The 19,511-nt window shown below is 50.5% G+C and carries 20 protein-coding genes; 8 read left to right on the top strand and 12 right to left on the bottom strand.

The window, feature by feature from the left end; translation table 11 throughout:
- Positions 1–323 precede the first annotated feature (323 nt).
- The 4 genes from ubiD (at position 324) to otnI (ending at position 4,260) form a co-directional block, all read left to right on the top strand.
- The gene (gene ubiD, locus ACO0LN_RS08960; protein ID WP_422972902.1) at positions 324–1,808 is read left to right on the top strand and encodes a 4-hydroxy-3-polyprenylbenzoate decarboxylase; all 1,485 of its coding nucleotides are present in this window, start codon (positions 324–326) and stop codon (positions 1,806–1,808) included.
- A 100-nt stretch (positions 1,809–1,908) separates the two neighbouring features.
- On the top strand, positions 1,909–2,358 hold the full coding sequence (locus ACO0LN_RS08955; RefSeq protein ID WP_422972900.1) for an acyl-CoA thioesterase: 450 nt from the start codon (positions 1,909–1,911) through the stop codon (positions 2,356–2,358).
- Between the two features lie 140 nt (positions 2,359–2,498).
- A complete protein-coding gene (locus ACO0LN_RS08950) occupies positions 2,499–3,458 on the top strand; it encodes a bile acid:sodium symporter family protein (protein ID WP_422972898.1) in 960 nt (319 codons plus the stop codon).
- A 10-nt stretch (positions 3,459–3,468) separates the two neighbouring features.
- Positions 3,469–4,260, top strand: coding sequence for a 2-oxo-tetronate isomerase (otnI, locus tag ACO0LN_RS08945; RefSeq protein WP_422972896.1), 792 nt, complete (start codon positions 3,469–3,471; stop codon positions 4,258–4,260).
- A 70-nt stretch (positions 4,261–4,330) separates the two neighbouring features.
- Here the strand turns inward: otnI and ACO0LN_RS08940 are convergent, their stop codons facing one another.
- Positions 4,331–5,356 (bottom strand): NADP-dependent oxidoreductase, encoded by a 1,026-nt coding sequence (locus tag ACO0LN_RS08940; RefSeq protein ID WP_422952078.1) that lies wholly within the window; start codon positions 5,354–5,356, stop codon positions 4,331–4,333.
- A 259-nt stretch (positions 5,357–5,615) separates the two neighbouring features.
- On the opposite strand from ACO0LN_RS08940, the gene purU reads away from it, so the two are divergent.
- From purU to ACO0LN_RS08925, 3 genes are read left to right on the top strand one after another with little or no spacing between them, the layout of a single operon-like run.
- Positions 5,616–6,488, top strand: coding sequence for a formyltetrahydrofolate deformylase (gene purU, locus ACO0LN_RS08935; RefSeq protein WP_422972894.1), 873 nt, complete (start codon positions 5,616–5,618; stop codon positions 6,486–6,488).
- Positions 6,488–7,030 (top strand): YaeQ family protein, encoded by a 543-nt coding sequence (locus ACO0LN_RS08930; RefSeq protein ID WP_422972892.1) that lies wholly within the window; start codon positions 6,488–6,490, stop codon positions 7,028–7,030. Before purU ends, ACO0LN_RS08930 begins: the two co-directional genes overlap by 1 nt.
- Positions 7,031–8,122 carry an acyltransferase family protein gene (locus tag ACO0LN_RS08925; protein ID WP_422972890.1) on the top strand — a complete coding sequence of 364 codons (1,092 nt, stop codon included), beginning with the start codon at positions 7,031–7,033 and terminating at the stop codon, positions 8,120–8,122. It begins immediately after the preceding gene.
- A 1-nt stretch (position 8,123) separates the two neighbouring features.
- Here the strand turns inward: ACO0LN_RS08925 and ACO0LN_RS08920 are convergent, their stop codons facing one another.
- The 5 genes from ACO0LN_RS08920 to yjgA are packed head-to-tail and all read right to left on the bottom strand — an operon-like array spanning position 8,124 to position 11,333.
- Positions 8,124–8,849, bottom strand: a complete 726-nt coding sequence (locus ACO0LN_RS08920; RefSeq protein ID WP_422972888.1) for a phytanoyl-CoA dioxygenase family protein — start codon at positions 8,847–8,849, stop codon at positions 8,124–8,126.
- Entirely contained in the window at positions 8,849–9,523 is a 675-nt protein-coding gene (locus tag ACO0LN_RS08915; protein WP_162040947.1) for an alpha/beta hydrolase, read from the bottom strand. Before ACO0LN_RS08915 ends, ACO0LN_RS08920 begins: the two co-directional genes overlap by 1 nt.
- Positions 9,520–10,062, bottom strand: coding sequence for a metal-dependent hydrolase (locus ACO0LN_RS08910; RefSeq protein WP_422972886.1), 543 nt, complete (start codon positions 10,060–10,062; stop codon positions 9,520–9,522). The genes ACO0LN_RS08915 and ACO0LN_RS08910 overlap by 4 nt, the downstream gene beginning before the upstream one ends.
- 19 nt (positions 10,063–10,081) lie before the next feature.
- On the bottom strand, positions 10,082–10,738 hold the full coding sequence (gene mog / locus ACO0LN_RS08905) for a molybdopterin adenylyltransferase (RefSeq protein ID WP_422972884.1): 657 nt from the start codon (positions 10,736–10,738) through the stop codon (positions 10,082–10,084).
- Positions 10,719–11,333 carry a ribosome biogenesis factor YjgA gene (yjgA, locus tag ACO0LN_RS08900; protein ID WP_422972882.1) on the bottom strand — a complete coding sequence of 205 codons (615 nt, stop codon included), beginning with the start codon at positions 11,331–11,333 and terminating at the stop codon, positions 10,719–10,721. The genes mog and yjgA overlap by 20 nt, the downstream gene beginning before the upstream one ends.
- Positions 11,334–11,522: 189 nt before the next feature.
- On the opposite strand from yjgA, the gene pmbA reads away from it, so the two are divergent.
- The gene (gene pmbA / locus ACO0LN_RS08895; protein WP_422972880.1) at positions 11,523–12,875 is read left to right on the top strand and encodes a metalloprotease PmbA; all 1,353 of its coding nucleotides are present in this window, start codon (positions 11,523–11,525) and stop codon (positions 12,873–12,875) included.
- A gap of 70 nt (positions 12,876–12,945) precedes the next feature.
- Here pmbA and ACO0LN_RS08890 read toward each other — a convergent pair whose 3' ends face one another.
- The 6 genes from ACO0LN_RS08890 to argH all read right to left on the bottom strand — a co-directional run bounded on the left by ACO0LN_RS08890 (position 12,946) and on the right by argH (position 19,192).
- Positions 12,946–13,659 (bottom strand): ABC transporter ATP-binding protein, encoded by a 714-nt coding sequence (locus tag ACO0LN_RS08890; protein WP_422972878.1) that lies wholly within the window; start codon positions 13,657–13,659, stop codon positions 12,946–12,948.
- The gene (locus tag ACO0LN_RS08885; RefSeq protein ID WP_422972876.1) at positions 13,656–14,417 is read right to left on the bottom strand and encodes an ABC transporter ATP-binding protein; all 762 of its coding nucleotides are present in this window, start codon (positions 14,415–14,417) and stop codon (positions 13,656–13,658) included. The genes ACO0LN_RS08890 and ACO0LN_RS08885 overlap by 4 nt, the downstream gene beginning before the upstream one ends.
- Entirely contained in the window at positions 14,418–15,296 is an 879-nt protein-coding gene (locus tag ACO0LN_RS08880) for a branched-chain amino acid ABC transporter permease (RefSeq protein ID WP_422972874.1), read from the bottom strand.
- A gap of 4 nt (positions 15,297–15,300) precedes the next feature.
- Positions 15,301–16,182, bottom strand: a complete 882-nt coding sequence (locus ACO0LN_RS08875; protein ID WP_186946815.1) for a branched-chain amino acid ABC transporter permease — start codon at positions 16,180–16,182, stop codon at positions 15,301–15,303.
- A gap of 154 nt (positions 16,183–16,336) precedes the next feature.
- Positions 16,337–17,485, bottom strand: a complete 1,149-nt coding sequence (locus tag ACO0LN_RS08870; RefSeq protein WP_422972872.1) for an ABC transporter substrate-binding protein — start codon at positions 17,483–17,485, stop codon at positions 16,337–16,339.
- Between the two features lie 312 nt (positions 17,486–17,797).
- Entirely contained in the window at positions 17,798–19,192 is a 1,395-nt protein-coding gene (gene argH / locus ACO0LN_RS08865; protein ID WP_422972870.1) for an argininosuccinate lyase, read from the bottom strand.
- Positions 19,193–19,511 lie beyond the last annotated feature (319 nt).

The following is a 19,511-nucleotide window of genomic DNA, read 5'->3' as shown; positions in this document are numbered from 1 at the left end:
GTGACAAACAACTTTTTTCGGGATAAGGCAGACGCCTTTTGAAAACAATCCTTACAATGTTATGTTGGGGCCCGATCCCCGTGAATGATGTTACCGTGTGGCGAAACTCTCTTTGTGTCGAAAGTGGCGGAAGTCATTAACCTCTTCATCAAGTTGGGCGAATTGTAGGGGCGGTTTTATATCAAGTCAACACTATCAAACGAGAAGTTGATTACTTTTATGTATAATGAATTGTGCTGCAATGCAGCAAAGTTCAATAAAATCAAACACTTGGCAGAAATTGCTAGTGCGACTAGTGCAGAGATACGAAAAAGCGAAAAATGATGAAATATTCTGATTTGAGAGATTTTATTGCTCAACTGCAAGAAAAAGGCGAACTAAAACAGGTGGACTTGCCTGTTTCGCCACATTTGGAAATGACTGAGATTTGTGACCGCACTTTGCGTGCTGAAGGTCCGGCTCTTTTATTCACCAAACCTGTTGGTCATACCATACCAGTGCTGGGTAATTTATTTGGCACGACACGCCGTGTCGCACTCGGCATGGGGGTAGAAAGCCTGAGTGAATTGCGCCAGATCGGCCACGTTTTATCTGCGCTAAAAGAACCTGAACCACCCAAGGGTTTTAAAGAAATTCTGGGCATGGGTGCATTGGTCAAAGCTGTCTGGGATATGTCGCCAAAAGAACTGCGCGGTGCCAAATGCCAGGAGATAGTCTGGGAAGGTAATGACGTTGATCTCGCCCGTTTACCTATACAGCATTGCTGGCCTGGTGACGTTGCACCATTAATTACCTGGGGTCTCGTGATTACCAAAGGCCCTAATAAAAAACGTCAGAATCTGGGTATATATAGACAGCAGGTTTTGGGCCGCAATAAAGTCATCATGCGCTGGCTGGCACATCGCGGTGGTGCGCTGGATTTTCGTGAGCATGGCATCGTTAATAAAGGCAAGCCTTACCCCATCGCCGTTGCTTTGGGTGCCGACCCGGCTACGATATTAGGTGCGGTGACGCCTGTGCCAGACAGTTTGTCTGAATACCAGTTCGCCGGGCTCTTGCGCGGCAGCCGTACTGAACTGGTGAAAGCCATAGGCAGTGAATTGCGCGTACCCGCGTCAGCAGAAATCGTGCTGGAAGGGCATATCTATCCTGACGAAAATCACCCCAGCGGTTATGAGCATGCGCTGGAAGGGCCGTATGGCGACCACACTGGTTATTACAATGAGAAAGACTGGTTCCCCGTCTTTACCATTGACCGCATCACCATGCGCCGTGACCCTATTTATCACTCTACGTATACAGGTAAGCCGCCAGATGAACCTGCGGTACTGGGTGTGGCGTTGAACGAAGTCTTTATCCCTTTGCTGCAAAAGCAGTTCAGTGAAATCACGGATTTTTATTTGCCACCAGAAGGTTGTAGTTACCGCATGGCCGTGGTGCAAATGAAGAAGGCCTATGCGGGTCATGCCAAGCGCGTCATGTTCGGGGTCTGGAGCTTTTTGCGTCAGTTCATGTATACCAAGTTCATTATCGTGGTTGATGAAGATGTCAATATCCGCGACTGGAAAGAAGTCATCTGGGCGATCACTACCCGTGTTGATCCTTTGCGTGATACCACGCTGGTCGATAATACGCCGATTGATTACCTGGACTTTGCTTCACCCGTCAGCGGCCTGGGCAGCAAGATGGGTATAGATGCCACCAATAAATGGCCAGGTGAGACTAGCCGTGAATGGGGCACGACCATAGAAATGACGCCAGAAGTTAAGGCCAAGGTAGATCAGATCTGGCAAGAGCTGGGCTTGTGAGTGGTTTGCGAGTGATTTGTAACGCCGCTGTTTTAGTGATTAAATTTTTGCGTGTATATATATGAGTGTATCTGGTGTTTCAGGGACTTTAGGTGCTCCCATGGTTTGGGATTATCCGCAACCGTTCACGCGGGCAGTGAAGCCGCAAGAAAGTGATATCGATGGCTTGAATCACACCAATAATGCAGTGTATGTACGCTGGTGTGAAGAAGTCGCATGGGGGCATTCTGAAGCGCTGGGTTTGAGTCTGGCAGACTATCATCGCCTGGACCGCGCGATGGCAATCAGGCGCGGTGAATATGATTATGTCTTGCCAACCTTGCTTGGTGAATCGCTGACACTGGCGACATGGTTGTTTGCCAGCGACGGCAAACTCACCATGGACAGGCGTTTTCAATTGATACGCGATAGCGATGGTGCCACCGTACTCAGGGGCCGCTGGGACCTGGTCTGCATAGAGCTCAGCAGCGGCAGAGCGCGCCGCATGCCGGCAGAATTTTGCGATATCTATTTACCGGCCGTGGTTCCATCGGCATCAACAGCAGTCTAATAAATATGCAAATACTGCGCAGGTAGTTGTTGGACTCAGACTACGCTTTGCCTGGCAGCATCTATATGCTGCCAGATTGCTGCCAGGTCGGGCGCATTATTCAAGTACAATCAATTATCTATATTTCTTGCTTTCCCCACATGAAACGCCCGCGTTTTTTACCCGATAACATGACCTTGCTGCTATTGGGTGTGGTCACTCTGGCCAGTCTGTTACCTGCACGTGGCGCAGTCGCGTCAGGCTTCGATCATTTGTCTGTTGGCATGATCGCCTTGCTGTTTTTCATGCATGGGGCCAAATTGTCACGCGAGGCCGTGATAGCTGGTTTGACCCATTGGCGGCTGCATTTGCTGGTGATGGCATGCACTTTCGCGATTTTTCCACTGCTTGGGCTGGCATTGAAACCCTTGTTGCTCACCCTGATTACTCCAGAGTTATGTATAGGCATACTCTTTCTTTGTGTATTGCCTTCGACAGTACAATCTTCGATTGCGTTTACCTCTGTTGCGCGCGGCAATGTACCTGCTGCCATTTGCAGCGCGTCGCTGAGTAATATGCTGGGCATATTCCTGACGCCCTTGCTGGTCAGCCTGGTCGTGGTAGCCCATGGTGAAAGCCATTCTTCACTTGACGCGATGTTGAAGATAGTTTGCCAGCTCTTGTTGCCCTTCGTTGCCGGACAACTGGCGCGGCCCTGGTTGCAGTCCTGGATGGAAAAATATGCGAGTACGCTGACCATGGTGGATCGAAGCTCGATTTTGCTGGTCGTGTATGTGGCCTTCAGTGAAGCAGTGGTACAAGGATTGTGGCAGCAACTGCCACCCCTGATGCTGGCGAGCTTGCTGGGTATCAGCGCAGTGATGCTGGCGATTATCATGACTTTGACTACCGTCATCAGCCGTCGCCTGGGGTTCAACAAGGAAGATGAAATCACTATCGTGTTTTGCGGCTCCAAGAAAAGTCTGGCCAGTGGTGTGCCCATGGCCAAAGTTTTATTTGCCAGTCATGCCCTTGGTATGGTCTTATTACCATTGATGCTGTTTCATCAGCTACAGTTGATGGTATGTGCCTTCATGGCGCAACATTACGCTAAAAGATAAGGAGTCAGTCATGCCACGTTTTGCTGCCAACCTCAGCATGATGTATACAGAGTTGCCTTTTAATGAACGTTTTGCCGCTGCAGCAAAAGATGGTTTCAAGGGCGTTGAATACCTGTTCCCTTACGATTATGCTGCTACTGAACTCAAGGATTTGCTTGCTGCTAACGGGCTGGAGCAAGTCTTGTTCAATACATCGCCAGGCAACTGGGCGCTGGGTGAGCGTGGAATAGCATCCCTGCCTGGCCGGGAAGAAGAGTTCAAGCAAGCCTTTGATACTGCGCTGGATTATGCGCGCGTGCTGGGTAACCGGCATTTGCATGTCATGGCTGGTTTAATACAGCCTGAACAGGACAGAGAAAGGCATCGCGCCGTCTATTTGCGCAATCTTGCTTATGCTGCCTTGCTGGCCTCGCGGGAAGGCATCACCATCCTTATTGAACCCATCAATACCCGCGACATACCAGGGTTTTTCCTGAACCGGCAAGTTGAGGCACAAGAGATTTGCCAGGAGATAGGCGTAGAGAACATCCGTGTGCAATTTGATATCTACCATTGCCAGATCGTCGAAGGCGATGTCGCCACCAAGTTGCGCCGTGATATGTCACGCAAACATGCAGGCATAGGTCATATTCAGATAGCCGGGGTACCAGACCGGCATGAGCCGGATATCGGTGAAGTGAATTACGCTTATCTGTTTGATTTGATTGATAAACTGGGCTATCAAGGCTGGATAGGTTGTGAGTACCGGCCACGTGCGGGAACTTCAGAAGGCTTATCCTGGGTCAAGCCCTGGTTGAAATAATCGATAGCACCATGTAAAAAAGCAGTCGCGATGACTGCTTTTTTATTGCCCGTCTTGTCAGGCTTTATGCTTATTCTTCGCTGACTTGCAAAATCAGTTTGCCAAAGTTTTTGCCTTCAAACAGCATCATCAGCGTATCAGGGAAAGTTTCCAGACCTTTGACGATATCTTCACGCGTCTGGAATTTGCCCTCGGCCATCCACTTGCCCATTTCAGCGACAGCTTCGCCATAGCGGGCAGCGTAATCAAATACGACTATGCCTTCCATGCGGGCGCGGTTTACCAGCAGCGACAGGTAATTGGCCGGGCCTTTGACTGGTGTGGTGTTGTTGTACTGGGAGATCGCGCCGCAAATGATGATGCGCGCTTTCAGATTGATACGGGTCAGTACGGTATCAAGAATATCGCCACCAACGTTGTCAAAATAAATATCTACGCCATTCGGGCAGTGTTCTTTCAGGCCATCTTTGACTGAGCCAGACTTGTAATCGATGCAGGCATCAAAACCCAGTTCATTGACGACAAAATCGCATTTATCCTTGCCACCGGCAATACCAACAACGCGGCAACCTTTTTGTTTGGCGACCTGGCCTACAGTCTGGCCAACTGCACCGGCAGCGCCAGATACCACCACTGTTTCACCTGCTTTTGGTTGGCCAACATCGAGCAAACCAAAATAAGCTGTCATGCCAGGCATGCCCAGCGCATTCATGAATTTTGGCAGAGGGGCGAGCTTTGGGCTGACCTTGTAAAAGCCCGCCGTTTTGTCATCCGCTGCACCTACCCAGTATTGCTGCACACCCGTGCCGCCAGAAACATAATCACCAACCGCAAATTTTGGGGACTTGGAAGCAATCACCTTGCCTATGCCGCCAGCGCGCATGACTTCATTGATGGCAACCGGGCGGATATAGGATTTACCTTCATTCATCCAGCCGCGCATGGCAGGGTCCAGCGAGATATAGATGGTTTGTACGACGATTTCACCATCTGTGATATCGCGTACTTCTTCTGTCGTGAAGTTCCAGTCGCTATGCTTGGGGTTGCCGACAGGGCGGGCGGCGAGGCGGTATTGTTGATTGCTGAGTGTGCTCATGTTGTCTCCAGAATGTTGTACTTGAGTTGCTGCTGTCTGAACCAAATTTTTTGGGTGGGGCTGCCAGAAGAACGACTATACACTAATTAGAACGATCGTGCTTTTTGTTGCGATTATTTAATTGAAGCGGGATTCTATGAATTATGCGACTGATCATGCGACAATAGACGGTTAATCTTTAAGCTTTGCAATCAATTTAACGAATTTAATTTGTTTCTGGCCATGGAAAGCAGCAAATCCTGGCCTATACACTGACATCATGAGCATACGACCAGAATATATCCTGACTTTATCCTGTCCCGATCAGCGCGGCATTGTGCATAGCGTATCGGGATTTTTAGCCAACCACGGCTGTAATATTATCGATTCTGCCCAGTTTGGCGATGCACAATCTGCAACTTTCTTCATGCGCGTGCATTTTGCCGTAGAAGATTCCAGCGTCAGCGACAGCGCCTTGCGTGAAGAATTTGCGGCTTTGGGTGCCAGCATGCAAATGAACTGGCAATTGCATGATGCCCATCACAAGCCACGTGTGATGCTGATGGTATCGAAGATAGGCCATTGCCTGAATGATTTGCTGTTTCGCTATAAGAGCGGTTTGCTGCCTGTAGAAATTAAGGCCATCGTCTCGAACCACACTGATTTTTATCAACTGGCAGCCAGCTACAATATTCCTTTCCATCATCTGCCACTGTCAGGTGGCGCACCGGCAGAAGCCAAACAGGCGCAGGAACAAAAGGTATTGGATATTGTTGCCAGCAATGACATTGAACTGGTGGTACTTGCCCGTTACATGCAGATATTGTCACCGCAATTATGTGATGCGCTGAAAGGCAAGGCCATCAATATCCACCATTCTTTCCTGCCTAGCTTCAAGGGCGCAAAGCCTTATTATCAGGCGCATGAGCGTGGCGTTAAACTGATAGGCGCGACGGCTCACTTTGTCACGGGTGATCTGGACGAAGGCCCGATTATTGAACAGGATGTGGAACGTGTCGATCATTCCATGGAACCAGAAACCCTGACAGCCATAGGCCGCGATGTGGAATGCGTGGTGCTGGCGCGTGCCGTCAAATGCTTTGTCGAACATCGTATTTTGTTGAATGGTCATAAAACGGTGGTGTTCAAATAATGGCACTCAAATCCATCATTTATAAAGCCGACCTGAATATCTCGGACATGGACCGCGGCTATTACGCCGACCATAGCCTGACGATTGCCCGTCATCCGTCGGAAACCGATGAGCGCATGATGATACGCGTGCTGGCTTTCGCCGTTCATGCGGCTGAACGCCTGGAATTTGGTAAGGGCATATCAGATACGGAAGAACCTGATATCTGGCTCAAGGATTACACCGACGCCATACAGTTATGGATAGAAGTCGGCCAGCCAGATGACCGACGCTTGTTAAAGGCTTGTGGACGTTCTGAGCAAGTCATCGTCTATAGTTTTGCCAGCGCCAGTGACATCTGGTGGAAGGCAATGAATAGCCGCCTTGATCGCGCCAAAAACTTGCGCGTCATGAATGTGCCTTCAGCGCAAAGCCAGGCACTGGAAAAACTTGCGCAACGCAATATGCAATTGCAATGCACGATACAGGATGGACAAATCTGGATGTCAGCCGGAGATGCCTCCGTACAAATTGACCTGGAAGTTCTTAAAGAGTTTGCCTGAATGCGTTTGTCTGAATGCATAGTCAGCCGCGACAATAATCTGAACTTGTTGCGAATAGTCGCCGCACTGGCCGTGCTTGCAGGGCATAGCTTTGCCTTGCTGGCACAGCCAGAACCCTGGGGCGCGCTGACGGGCATGACGCCTGGCTCTATCGCGGTAGATGTATTTTTCATTGTCAGTGGCATGCTGGTGACGGGCAGTCTGATGAACAAGCAAAGTGTGATTGACTATGTCTGCGCGCGGGCATTGCGCATCTTTCCAGCACTGATATGCATGTTGCTACTGACGGTATTTGTACTTGGGCCTTACTTCACCAGCTTGCCTCTGACAGAGTATTTTTCTGCTGCCGGGACATGGCAATATCTGCTCAAGTGCGCAAGCCTCTTGTCTGGCGTGAGCTATGTCTTGCCCGGTGTCTTTGCACAGAATCCTTATCCAAATGCAGTCAATGGTTCACTCTGGACCATGCCCTATGAAATCAAGATGTATCTGCTGTTGCTGGTGTTCTGGTGTGGGTTGGCACTGCTGAAGAATAAGCGCACGCAGATATTGCGGTATCTGATCATTGTCATTACTTTACTGGCCGCCTTACTGGTTTTTGCGCGCCACTTTTATTTGCAAGACGATAGCCAGTTCACCCGTTTGCTATTCATGTTTTTCTCTGGTGCCAGCCTGTTCATACTGAAAGAAAAACTGCTGCTGACCCGGCGCGTCTTTTATCCCTTGCTGTTACTGGTGCTGGCAGCAGCCTTCATCAGCAAACCGGTATTCTTTAGCTTGTATCACCTGTCCATTGCCTATCTGGTAGTCTGCATTGCCTACCTGCCTGCAGGATGGCTAAGGCGCTATAATAGCGTGGGGGATTATTCATACGGTGTGTATATTTACGCTTTTCCCGTGCAGCAGACAATTGCCGCCTTGTTTCCCGGCATTGCGGTGTGGAGTATGGTGATGGCCTCAGGTTCTGTGACCATCTTGCTGGCGGTATTTTCCTGGCACAAGATAGAGAAGCCAGCCATGGCTTTGAAGCCAGTAGCAGTTTCACGGCTGCGTAATTATTTGCCGTTTAAGACGGGAATTCAGTCTCGCTAATTCAATCAGCTGATTGAGATACATGTGCGGACTGACAAGCAGCTTCTGCCCAGTGTAGTGGTGGTGGAAGTCTGCTGGCACTAAACTCCAGATGCAATACCCGGCGTTGAGTAGCGAATCTTGCCTTGTAGGATGCATGGAGTAACAAGGGCTTCATCAATAACATATCGCCCGCGCGCATCGCGCAGGTCTTGTGCATAGCAGTCTGGCTAATGTCCAGGATCTGGCTCTCACTGAGTTTGCCAAATTGATGGCTGCCAGCGATGACTTTCAGTGCAGCGTTCTCAGCACCAGCATCATCGAGGGCAATGCGGCATGTCAGCATTGCTTCCAGCACTGCCGCTGGAGGTTCAACGTAATGCACATCTTTCTTGTAAGTCCATTTGCTGTAACCAGCCAGTTCAGTTTTTTGGTTAACACAAATCGTCATATCCTGATGCCAGGACACTAGCCAATTATGATCAGCATTTTTATTGAAAAAGATGCTGCGCACTGCCTGGGCACCTGCCATATCTGCAGCGTCTAATAGCACATGCAGTTTGTCCCAGTTTAATGCGCGATGTATGGACGGATAATTTTGCAGTACCTGACGCACACCATATTGATCAGAAATGGGCTGGCAGGCTTGCCGCAATCGCTGTAATTCAGGCTCATCCAGAAAGCCAGGCAAGATGACAAAACCCTGGCTGGCCAGGGTTTTTGCGATGCCTGAAGCTTTGTGATGCATTAAGCCTGCAAGACTTTTTTCAGCCACAGGCTGATGTCATCCACTTCTTCAGGGCAGACGGAATGCGGCATCATGTACTCATGCCATTCGACCTGATAGCCCAGTTCTTTCAACAGATCGCGCGATTGTTCAGCACGCTGTATCTGGATGACGTTATCGCCACGGCCATGGGCCTGGAAGATGGGCGTATTTTGGTTTGCTGCGTGACGCTCTTCTGTAATCACGTCACGCAAGGGTACATAGCCAGACAGGCACAGCAAGCCAGCCAGTTTTTCGTGATAACGCAGGCCAGTCTGCAAAGTCATCGCGCAACCTTGTGAAAAGCCTGCCAGGATGATGCGCTCAGTCGGTATGCCGCGCGCGTTCTCGCGGGCGATCAATTGCTCTATGCGTTTTTGTGACAGGCGCAAGCCAGCTTCATCTTCACGCTTGGCGATATCGGTACCGAGGATGTCGTACCAGGAACGCATGACATAACCACCGTTGATGGTAACGGGCATGGTCGGCGCATTCGGGAAGACGAAGCGTATGCCAGGGTTGCCACGTAAATCCAGCTCCCTGACGATGGGGACAAAATCATTCGCATCTGCACCCAGGCCGTGCATCCAGATGATGGCAACAGTGGGGTTGGGTGCACTTTCCAGTTCTACGGTTTCTAAAATATCTTGTGTCATGATGATTTTCGGGAAGAAGAAAAATAAGCAGCCAGTTTGACCGACAGCAACAGCAGGCCACAGGGTAGCCAGACGGTCAGTAGTTCAGATTGTATTACACGCCAGCCACGCGCTGTCAGAAAGCGATTTACGCCTATCGGTGATACCTCGATGAATTGCACGGGGAAGAAATAACGTTGTTCAGTCAGCGGCCAAAAAAATTCCACACCTAGTCCACCTGTAGTCAGTGCATCCAGCAGCCCATGCGAAATGGTGGCGAAGGCGATAAACAACCAGCAAACCAGAATCGAGCTACGCAAGCGTGTATGAAAAATGCTGGCCCTGGTTGCAATCAACATGGCAAACACGATGGAGTGACTAAAACCGCGGTGACCAAAGGCCGATTCATAGGCAATGCCAAGCTTGAAGGCAATGACATCAAGGTCAGGCAAGATCGCGGTCAGCATACCCGTTAGCACGAGAGGCCAGGGTAGGCGTTTTTGCCCCAAAATTAGGCCCAAAGTCAGCGGTACTACAGGATGCGTCAGTATGGTTGCCATCGTTGTCGATGTTTGCTGTTCAGGCAGAGGCAGATGGAGTCTTGGCGCGTATCGCGTTTTTAGGGCGGAAAGCCTTGCAGATGCTGTCATCCGTCTCTATGTACGGGCCACCTATCAAGTCTATGCAATATGGGACTGCTGCAAAAATACCGGCAACGATTTGCTTGCCTTCTGCATCCTTCAAGCCTTCCAGGGTTTCCTTGATGGACTTGGGCTGGCCTGGCAGGTTCAGGATCAAGGCTGCGTGGTCCGGCGTCTCACGTATCACGGCTACCTGGCGTGACAGAATGGCTGTCGGTACAAATTGCAGGCTGATCTGGCGCATTTGCTCACCAAAGCCGGGCATTTCCTTGGTGGCGACTGCCAGTGTCGCTTCTGGTGTGACATCGCGCCTGGAGGGGCCAGTGCCACCAGTGGTAATCACGAGATGACATTGTTCTTCATCTACCAGGGCAATCAAGGCCTGCTCTATTGCTGCGCGTTCATCCGGGATCAGGCGTGTGACCATTTCCCATGGGCTGGAGAGAGCTTTGCCAAACCATTCCTGCAATGCGGGCAAGCCCTGGTCCTGATAAATGCCGGCAGAGGCGCGGTCTGAGATTGATACCAGGCCTATTTTGAGTTTTTCGCCATCTGCTGCGGTCATTTGTCCAGACTCACTTGTCATCAAACTCATCGTCTTCTTCATCAAGGTCTGCATCATCCGCTTCGTCCGCATTGGCTGCAGCTTTGGATTTTTGCAAGTCTTTCAAAATCTGGAAGATTTCACGGTAAGCCTTCGGTGGCTTGTTTTCAGCCTGCTCTTTACGGGCATTGCGTATCATGGTGCGCAATTGCTGTACGTCGAGGTGAGGGTGTTCAGCCATCAATTCAGTCAGAGCATTATCGTCAGCCAGCAATTTGTCACGACGGCGCTCCAGCGCATGCATGGCGGCAGTCTCGGCCTTGGATGCACCTTTCCAGCTGTCGATGGTTTTCTGGATCAGGGCAATTTCTTCCTCATCCAGGGTGCGCATTTTCTTGCCTACATATTGCATCTGGCGACGGCGGCCTTCGTGATCCTTGATTTGCTGGCATTCCAGAATGGCATCGCGCACGTCTTCTGGCATCGGCACGCGCTTGACGCGTTCACGTGGCTGCTCGACCAATTCTTGCCCCAGCTTCTGCAAGGCGGTCATTTCGCGCTTTAACTGGGATTTTGATGGGCGGTCGTATTCTGGTTCGAACTCACTGGACTGATAGCCACATGAGCCGCGATTTGGATTTGGCATAATTCTGCGCCTTTACTATTAACTTAATGAAACGGCTGCTATGATACCCTTTTTAGCTTGGAATTACCTAAAATCAAGCTGCGATTGACCCATAATTGACCCATTTATGGTGTGAATCAAGGTAAATAATTAGGATATTTCCCTTTGGCCATTTGGTCATTTAGCATTGACAAACATAGAATCCCATCCATGAGCAAACCAGTTTTTACCCATACCCAGGACCAGTTAAAGCAAATCGCGCAGGATATGTTGCGTTTCGCCCGTGAAAAAGGGGCATCGGATGCGGCAGTGGAGATCAGTGAAGGCGGTGGCCTGTCGATCAGCGTGCGCAAGGGCAAAGTCGAGACCATAGAGCAAAACCGCGACAAGGGCATAGGCATTACGGTGTATATCGGTCAACGCCGTGGCAATGCCAGTACTTCGGATTTTTCTGAGCAAGCCCTGCGTGATTCCGTCGATGCGGCCTATAATATTGCCCGTTTTACAGCAGAAGATGACTGTGCCGGCTTGCCAGAGGCAGATTTGCTGGAAATGGCACCGCGTGATCTTAAGCTATGTTACCCATGGCTGGTCACCGCCGAAGAGGCTATAGAGCTGGCAAAACGCACAGAGGCGGCTGCATTTGCGGTAGACAAACGCATTACGAATAGCGAAGGTGCCAGTGTGCATGCCCAGCAATCCCATTTCGTGGCTGCCAATTCGCGTGGTTTCATCGGTGGTTACCCGATTTCCCGCCATACCATTTCTGTTGCACCGATTGCGGGCCGTGGATCGAAAATGCAAAGGGATGACTGGTATTCGTCACAGCGTAGCGCCAAAAAACTGGCAAATCCAGAGGCGATAGGTCGTTATGCCGCCGAGCGTGCCTTGGCCAAGCTGAATGCGCGTCAGCTGGACACCCGCAAATGCCCGGTCTTGTTTGAAGCGCCGCTGGCTGCCGGTTTACTGGGTGCGCTGGTGCAGGCAACTTCTGGTGGTGCCTTGTACCGCAAATCGACTTTCCTGCTTGATTCGCTGGGTACACAGATTTTCCCGTCCCACATACAGGTCGTAGAAGACCCGCATGTCATCGGTGCTGTTGGTTCTTCTCCATTTGATGATGAGGGTGTAAAAACCCAAAAGCGTAATGTTGTCACAGATGGCGTCTTGCAAGGCTATTTCCTATCTACTTATTCTGCACGCAAGTTGGGCATGCAAACGACGGGTAATGCTGGTGGTTCGCACAATCTGACATTGACATCCAGTTTGACCAAGCGCGCAGACAATTTCGCGGGCATGCTTAAAAAAATGGGCACTGGCTTGCTGGTGACTGAGTTGATGGGGCAGGGCGTCAATTATGTGACGGGTGATTACTCACGCGGTGCATCTGGCTACTGGGTAGAGAATGGCGTGATCCAGTACGCAGTGGAAGAAATCACTATTGCTGGCAATATGCGTGAAATGTTTCAACAAATTGTCGCTATAGGTAACGACAGCCTGGTGCGTGGCACCAAAGAAACCGGTTCCATCCTTATAGAAAGCATGACGATTGCCGGTAGCTAATCGGTACTGAGATTATTGCGCTAGTAATGAACAGTATAGAAAAAGACCATCATTACGATGGTCTTTTTTCTTATGCACCCAGGTAAGCTTCTATGACCTTGGGATTGCTGAGCAGGTTGGCACCAGTGTCGCTGAGAACGATATTGCCATTTTCCAGCACATAGCCATGTTTGGCAATTTTCAACGCCTGCCTGACGTTTTGTTCCACCAGCAGGATGCTGAGGCCAGTCGCATTGATTTCTTTGAGGATGCGGAAAATCTCCTGCACCACCAGCGGTGCCAGCCCCATCGAGGGTTCATCCAGCAGCAGCACTTTGGGCTTTGCCATCAAAGCACGGCCTATGGCCAGCATTTGCTGTTCACCGCCTGACAAATTACCCGCCAGGCCAGTTGCACGGTTTTTCAATACGGGGAAGAGGGTATATACCCATTCCATGTCCTGTCCTATCTGTGCCTTGTCCTTGCGGGTGTAGGCCCCCAGCTCCAGATTTTCCCTGACCGTGAGAGTGGTTAATATCGCCCGGCCTTCGGCGACCTGTACCACACCTTTTTGCACGATGTGGTGGGGCGATGTCTGGCTGATTTCTTCATCTTCGAGAAAAATTTTGCCAGATGCTGATTTCAGCAAGCCAGAAATCGCCAGCAGGGTTGTGCTTTTCCCCGCACCGTTGGCGCCAACAAGGGCAGTGATTTCACCTGCATTGATGGCCAGACTGATGCCTTTGACGGCTGCGATATGACCATACATGACATGCAAGTCCTGGACGCACAAAATTTGAGTCATTCAGCGTCCTCCTTGCCGAGGTAAGCTTCAATTACATCCGGGTTGTTACGCACTTCTTCGGGTGTGCCTTCTGCAATGATTTTGCCAAAATTGAGTACAGCTATGCGGTCGCATAATTCCATCACAAAGCGCATGTCGTGTTCTATCATGAAAATCGAAAAACCGCGGTTACGTATATTGACGATTTCTGCCATCAGTTCAGTTTTTTCTGCCGGGTTCATGCCAGCGACCGGTTCATCCAGTAACAGCAGATTGGGCTGGGTGGCAAGGGCGCGGGCAAATTCCAGTTTGCGTTGTTCGCCATACGACAGATTGTCGGCCAGCATATGCGCTTTATGGTCCAGCCTGACCCAAGACAGTAATTCGTGCGCACGTTCTTTGGCTTTTCTTTCTGCGTCTTTGTAAGCTCCCAGATTGAACAGCATGCTCGCTACGCCATAGTCGAGATGATCATGCATGCCGACCACGACGTTCTCCAGCAGGCTCATTTCCTTGAAAATGCGGATGTTCTGGAATGTGCGGGCAACGCCCAGTTGCGTGATCTTGTGGCTGGCGACCGTAGTCAGATCATGATTATTGAAGCGCAACTCGCCACTGCTGGGGCGCAACAGGCCGGTAATCAAATTGACGATGGTGGTTTTCCCGGCACCATTAGGGCCAATCAAACCATAGATACTGCCCTGGGGCATGGTAAAGCTGACATCCTGTAATACTCGCAGGCCGCCAAAATTTTTACTGACAGAACGTAATTCCAGCATTTAGCTAACCTTTCCGGAGCTTGACGATGTTAACTTTTTGCGAAAGTTTCTGATTCTTGCCGGGTCCCAGATACCTTTGGGCAAATACAGGATGACCAGTATCAGTATCAGGCCATTGGCTGCCAGACGGAAGTCTTTGAGGGAGTGCATGAATTCTGGCATCAGGGTCAGACTGCTGCTGCCTATCAACGGGCCTATCAGATTGCTGGTGCCACCAAACACGGCCATGGTCAGGATATCTACGGCATTTTCAAATGCATAATTGCCTGGTCCTATCGTGAAGGTGTAGTGCGCATTCAAACCACCGGCGATGCCTGCGATGGATGCTCCCATGACAAAGGCCAGCAATTTGTAGCCACCGACATTGACGCCCATGAGCCTGGCGGCAATCTCATCCTCCTTGATCGCTTCAAAGGCGCGGCCTGTCTTGGAACGCCTCATCCTCGCAAGGATGAACAAGATGGCTGCCAGCAAGAGCACGATATGCCACCATTCGGTTTTTTGTGGAATACCATTCAGACCCATGGGGCCGCCAGTGATTTCCATATTCAGGACGATTACACGTACTACTTCACCAAAGCCTAGCGTTGCCATGGCCAGGTAAACACCGGACAGACGCAGCGTAGGTATGCCTATGACCAGCGCAACAATTGCTGGCATGATGGCACCTGCCAGCAATGCCAGCGGGAACGGCAAAGCCGTCTGCATACTGATCATGGAAGCGGTATAGGCACCTATGCCCATGAATGCCGCATTGGCCAGTGACAGCAAGCCGCAAGACAAAGTCAGGTAAATCGAAAGAGCCAGCATGGCATTGATGCCTATGCCAAAAATGACTGTGCTATAAATAGCCCAAAAACCATCCCACCATTCAAGCATATTCTTACGCCTTTCTTTCCAGTACTCTGCCGAACATGCCGGAAGGGCGTACCAGCAAGATAATAAACAGCAAGCCAAAAGCCACCGCATCGCGGAAATCGCTCGATATATAAGCGACACTCATCACTTCAGCAAAACCCAGGAACAAGCCACCTATCATGGCACCGCGTATATCGCCCATGCCACCCAGAATAATCACGGCAATGCCCTTATGCAGCATCGGTTGTCCCATGAAAGGGGAGATGGCATTGAACGACAGGCCGACCAGCACACCAGCAGCGCCGCCCAGTGCTGCTGCGGCAAACGAAGTCAGGAAAAACAAGCCTTCAACATTGATGCCGAGCAGATAAGCAGCCTTAGGCGATTCTGCAATCGCCCGCAAGGCACGGCCTATTTGCGTGCGACGCATGACTTGTAGCAGTACCAGCATGAGGATAAAGGCAATCACGACAATCGCCAGTTGCACCGCCGTCAAATGCAAATTGCCAAGGCTAAAGCTTTCTTCAGGGATGGTGCCAAAAGGGAAGCGTTTGTTTTCTGCACCAAAAATCCCTTGGGATATATTGGTGATCATGATAGCCACGCCTATGGTGGCGATCATCGGTGCCAGATGCGGTGCATTGCGTTTTCGTAATGGTCGCAAGACCAGGAAATCGACGACCACGCCCAGCAATCCGCAAGCCAGCATGGACAGCAGCATCGCCATCCATAAAGACATCTGGAATGAGCTGACCAGCAGCAAGGCCATATAGCTACCCAGCATGAAGATGGCGCCGTGCGATAAATTGATGACGCCAAGGACGCCAAACACCAGCGTGAACCCCAGGGCGAAAAGCGCATATACGCTGCCCAGGGTCAGGGCGTTAATGAGTTGTTGTGCCAGCATGGATATCCAGATGATGAGGATTGCTTCGTTTCATGTGCAGATGCAGGCCAGCCATCAGCATATGTAGATGGGATGAAAATTATCCCAGCAAGAGAAGTCGTAAAACATCTGCCCCAACCCCCAAGCTTGCCGGGGGCATGAGGCAGGTATACATTTATTTCAGCAATACAAATTTGCCGCCTTTGGCAATATTGACGATGGCATCTTGCTGCGCATCATAGCCAGCTTCCTTGCCATCCTTCGGTGCCGCACGGCGGAACGCAAATTTGCCAGTGGCACCCTCAATTTTCACGGCTGGCAGTGCATCGCGCAATGCCAGACGGTCTTTTTCCAGGTTGCCGCTCAGGCTGACTTTTTTGAGTGCTTCTGCAACGATGTGCATGGCATCAAATGCCTGCGCCGCAAACTGGTCAGGGTCGGAACCAAATTTTGCCTTGTAGTCAGCCATGAAGCTCTTGTTGGCAGCAGATGGGTTTTCAGCAGACCATGGGCTGCCCATCAGGGTATTGTCAGCAGCGTCTTTGGCGATTTCAAACAGTTTTGGTGAATTGAAACCATTACCGCCGACGAATGGCTGTTTCATGCCGAGTGAGCGGGTTTGCAGGATGATATTCGCTGCTTCTTCAGCCAGGCAGGAGCAAACGATGGCATCAGGATTGGATGCCTTGATCTTGGTCAGCTGTGCCTTAAAATCCACGTCGCCCTTGGCGTAGGTTTCTGTATCGGTGACGGGGATCTTTTGTTCAGCCAGTGCGCTTTTGAAAACATCGTAGCCACTCTTGGTGAAAGCATCATCGTTGCCATACAGGATGGCGACTTTCTTGATATTGAATTGCTTGACTGCTGCGCGCGTGGCAACAGGCAATACGTCGGCTTCCATGACGGAATTGCGGAAGGTAAATGGCCCCATGTTCGTGATGCCATCAGCAGTGTTGCTGGTGCCAAATACAACAGTCTTGGTGGCATTGGCAATCGGGTCAGCGGCAAAGGCAGAATTCGACAGGGTAGGACCAAAAATCATCAATACTTTTTCCTGGAACAACAATTTTTTGAAGACATTGATGGCTTCTTCTTTTTTTCCCTGTTCATCTTCAGCAACCAGTTGTATTTTGTTGCCGCTCACACCACCCTTGGCATTGATCTGGTCGGCTGCCAGCGTGAAGCCGTTTTTGATCGCTACGCCATATTTGGCGGCAGGGCCGGTCAGTGCTTCAGCAACACCGATTTTGATATCGGCAGCCTGGCTCAGCGTGGAATAGGCCAGGAAGGTGGCAGCAGCTAACAATTTAAGACGGTATGACATTGTGTTCTCCTGAAAAGTACATTTTGGTTTTGTGGTCCGCAACATGAATTAAATATATCTGATCCATGCGCATTACTATCACAGCGGCCAACAAAATTTATGAGATATTGATTGTCACGGAGGATTGTATGGGCTCGCAACCTCAGCAGCAATAAAACGCCATGCTGCGATGCAATATTGATTACTTAAGTAGTACTACTGAAATCTGTGATTTTCAGGCCTGGAAATATAGTGCTGGCCAAGGGAAAATATGCCAGCACCTGCGTTTGCAGGTGGGCTGGCATGTTGTGATGATGCAGGTGAAGGCTGTTGTTATTGCAGTTTCAGGCGCAAACGGGCAATCGCTGCTTTAACCTGGTTTGGTGCGGTCCCGCCTATGTGGTCGCGGGCGGCAACTGAGCCTTCCAGTGTCAGGACATGGAACACGTCTTCATTGATGAGGCTGGAAAAAGCACGTAATTCTTCCAGCGACATATCGCTGAGGTCGCAGCCTTTTTCTACACAAGTGCGTACTGCCAGCGCCACTGCTTCGTGGGCATCGCGGAAAGGCAAGCCTTTCTTGACGAGGTAATCAGCCAGATCGGTTGCTGTCGCATAACCCTGCAAGGCAGCGGCGCGCATGGCTTCTGGCTTGACGGTGATGCCGCCGGCCATGTCAGCAAAAATGCGCAGGGTGTCGATAACGGTATCTACTGTATCAAACAAGGGTTCTTTATCTTCCTGATTATCCTTGTTGTAAGCCAGTGGCTGGCCTTTCATCAGGGTCAGCAGGGCGATCAGGTGGCCATTCACGCGGCCAGTCTTGCCACGCGCCAGCTCTGGTACGTCAGGGTTTTTCTTTTGCGGCATGATGGAAGAGCCTGTGCAAAAGCGGTCAGCGATATCGATGAAGCCTATGCGCGGGCTCATCCAGATCACCAGTTCTTCTGACATGCGCGAGATATGCGTCATCACCAGTGCCGCAGCTGCGCAAAACTCGATAGCGAAATCGCGGTCAGAAACGGCGTCCAGCGAGTTATAGCAAACTTCGTCAAAGCCCAGGGTTTTGGCAACGCGTTCGCGGTCAATAGGGAAGGTTGTGCCAGCCAGGGCAGCAGCACCCAGTGGCAGCCGGTTGACGCGCTTGCGGCAGTCTTGCATGCGCTCTGCATCGCGGCCAAACATTTCTACATAAGCAAGAATGTGGTGGCCAAAAGTGATAGGCTGAGCCACTTGCATATGAGTAAATCCAGGCAAGATTGTATCTGCATTCTTTTCTGCCAGATCCAGCAAAGCGAGACGGAAGTCTTGCAAGAGACCAAGGATATTGTCGATGGCGCTGCGCATGTACAGGCGGATATCGGTGGCAACCTGGTCATTGCGTGAACGGCCAGTGTGCAGGCGTTTGCCAGCATCGCCGACCAGCTCAGTCAGGCGTTTTTCTATATTCAGGTGCACATCTTCCAGGTCCAGCAGCCATTCAAACTTGCCAGTGTCGATTTCGGACTTGATCTGTGCCATGCCGCGTTGGATATCCGCATAATCCTGGGCAGTGATGATGTTTTGGGCCTGCAGCATTTCAGCATGTGCCAGCGAACCTTCAATATCAAAGGCGGCCATGCGGTTGTCAAAGAAGACGGAGGCCGTGTAGCGTTTGACCAGATCGGAAACAGGTTCAGAGAAACGGGCAGACCATGCCTCGCTTTTTTTATTGAATTGTGATGTCATAGTGAATTGTTGCCATATCGGCTGCATTTGCGAGAGAATTTTCCTTGATTATCCCAGATTTTGCGCATGATTACCCTTGGAAATACCAAAGGACTAGCCGGACTGGATTAATTAAGCACTGAATAAGAACTTAATTTGCAGGCAGAAATGCTGATGACTGCTTGTAAACCGGGAGTGAAATAGCCCCGAAGCGTTTGAAAATAATAAAGATAATTAAAAATGACCAATGATAAGAAAAACAGCGCAAGTGAGCAGCTCATTCCGGATTGTTGTAATTTGGGTGTGTTTTCGCGCATCCTGATCAGTGTGAATCTGATCA

The organism is Undibacterium sp. TC9W (genome assembly GCF_049339865.1).
Taxonomy (GTDB): Bacteria; Pseudomonadota; Gammaproteobacteria; order Burkholderiales; family Burkholderiaceae_D; genus Undibacterium.
The sequence above is the reverse complement of the archived record's forward strand: the minus strand, read 5'-3'. Positions and strand labels throughout refer to the sequence as shown.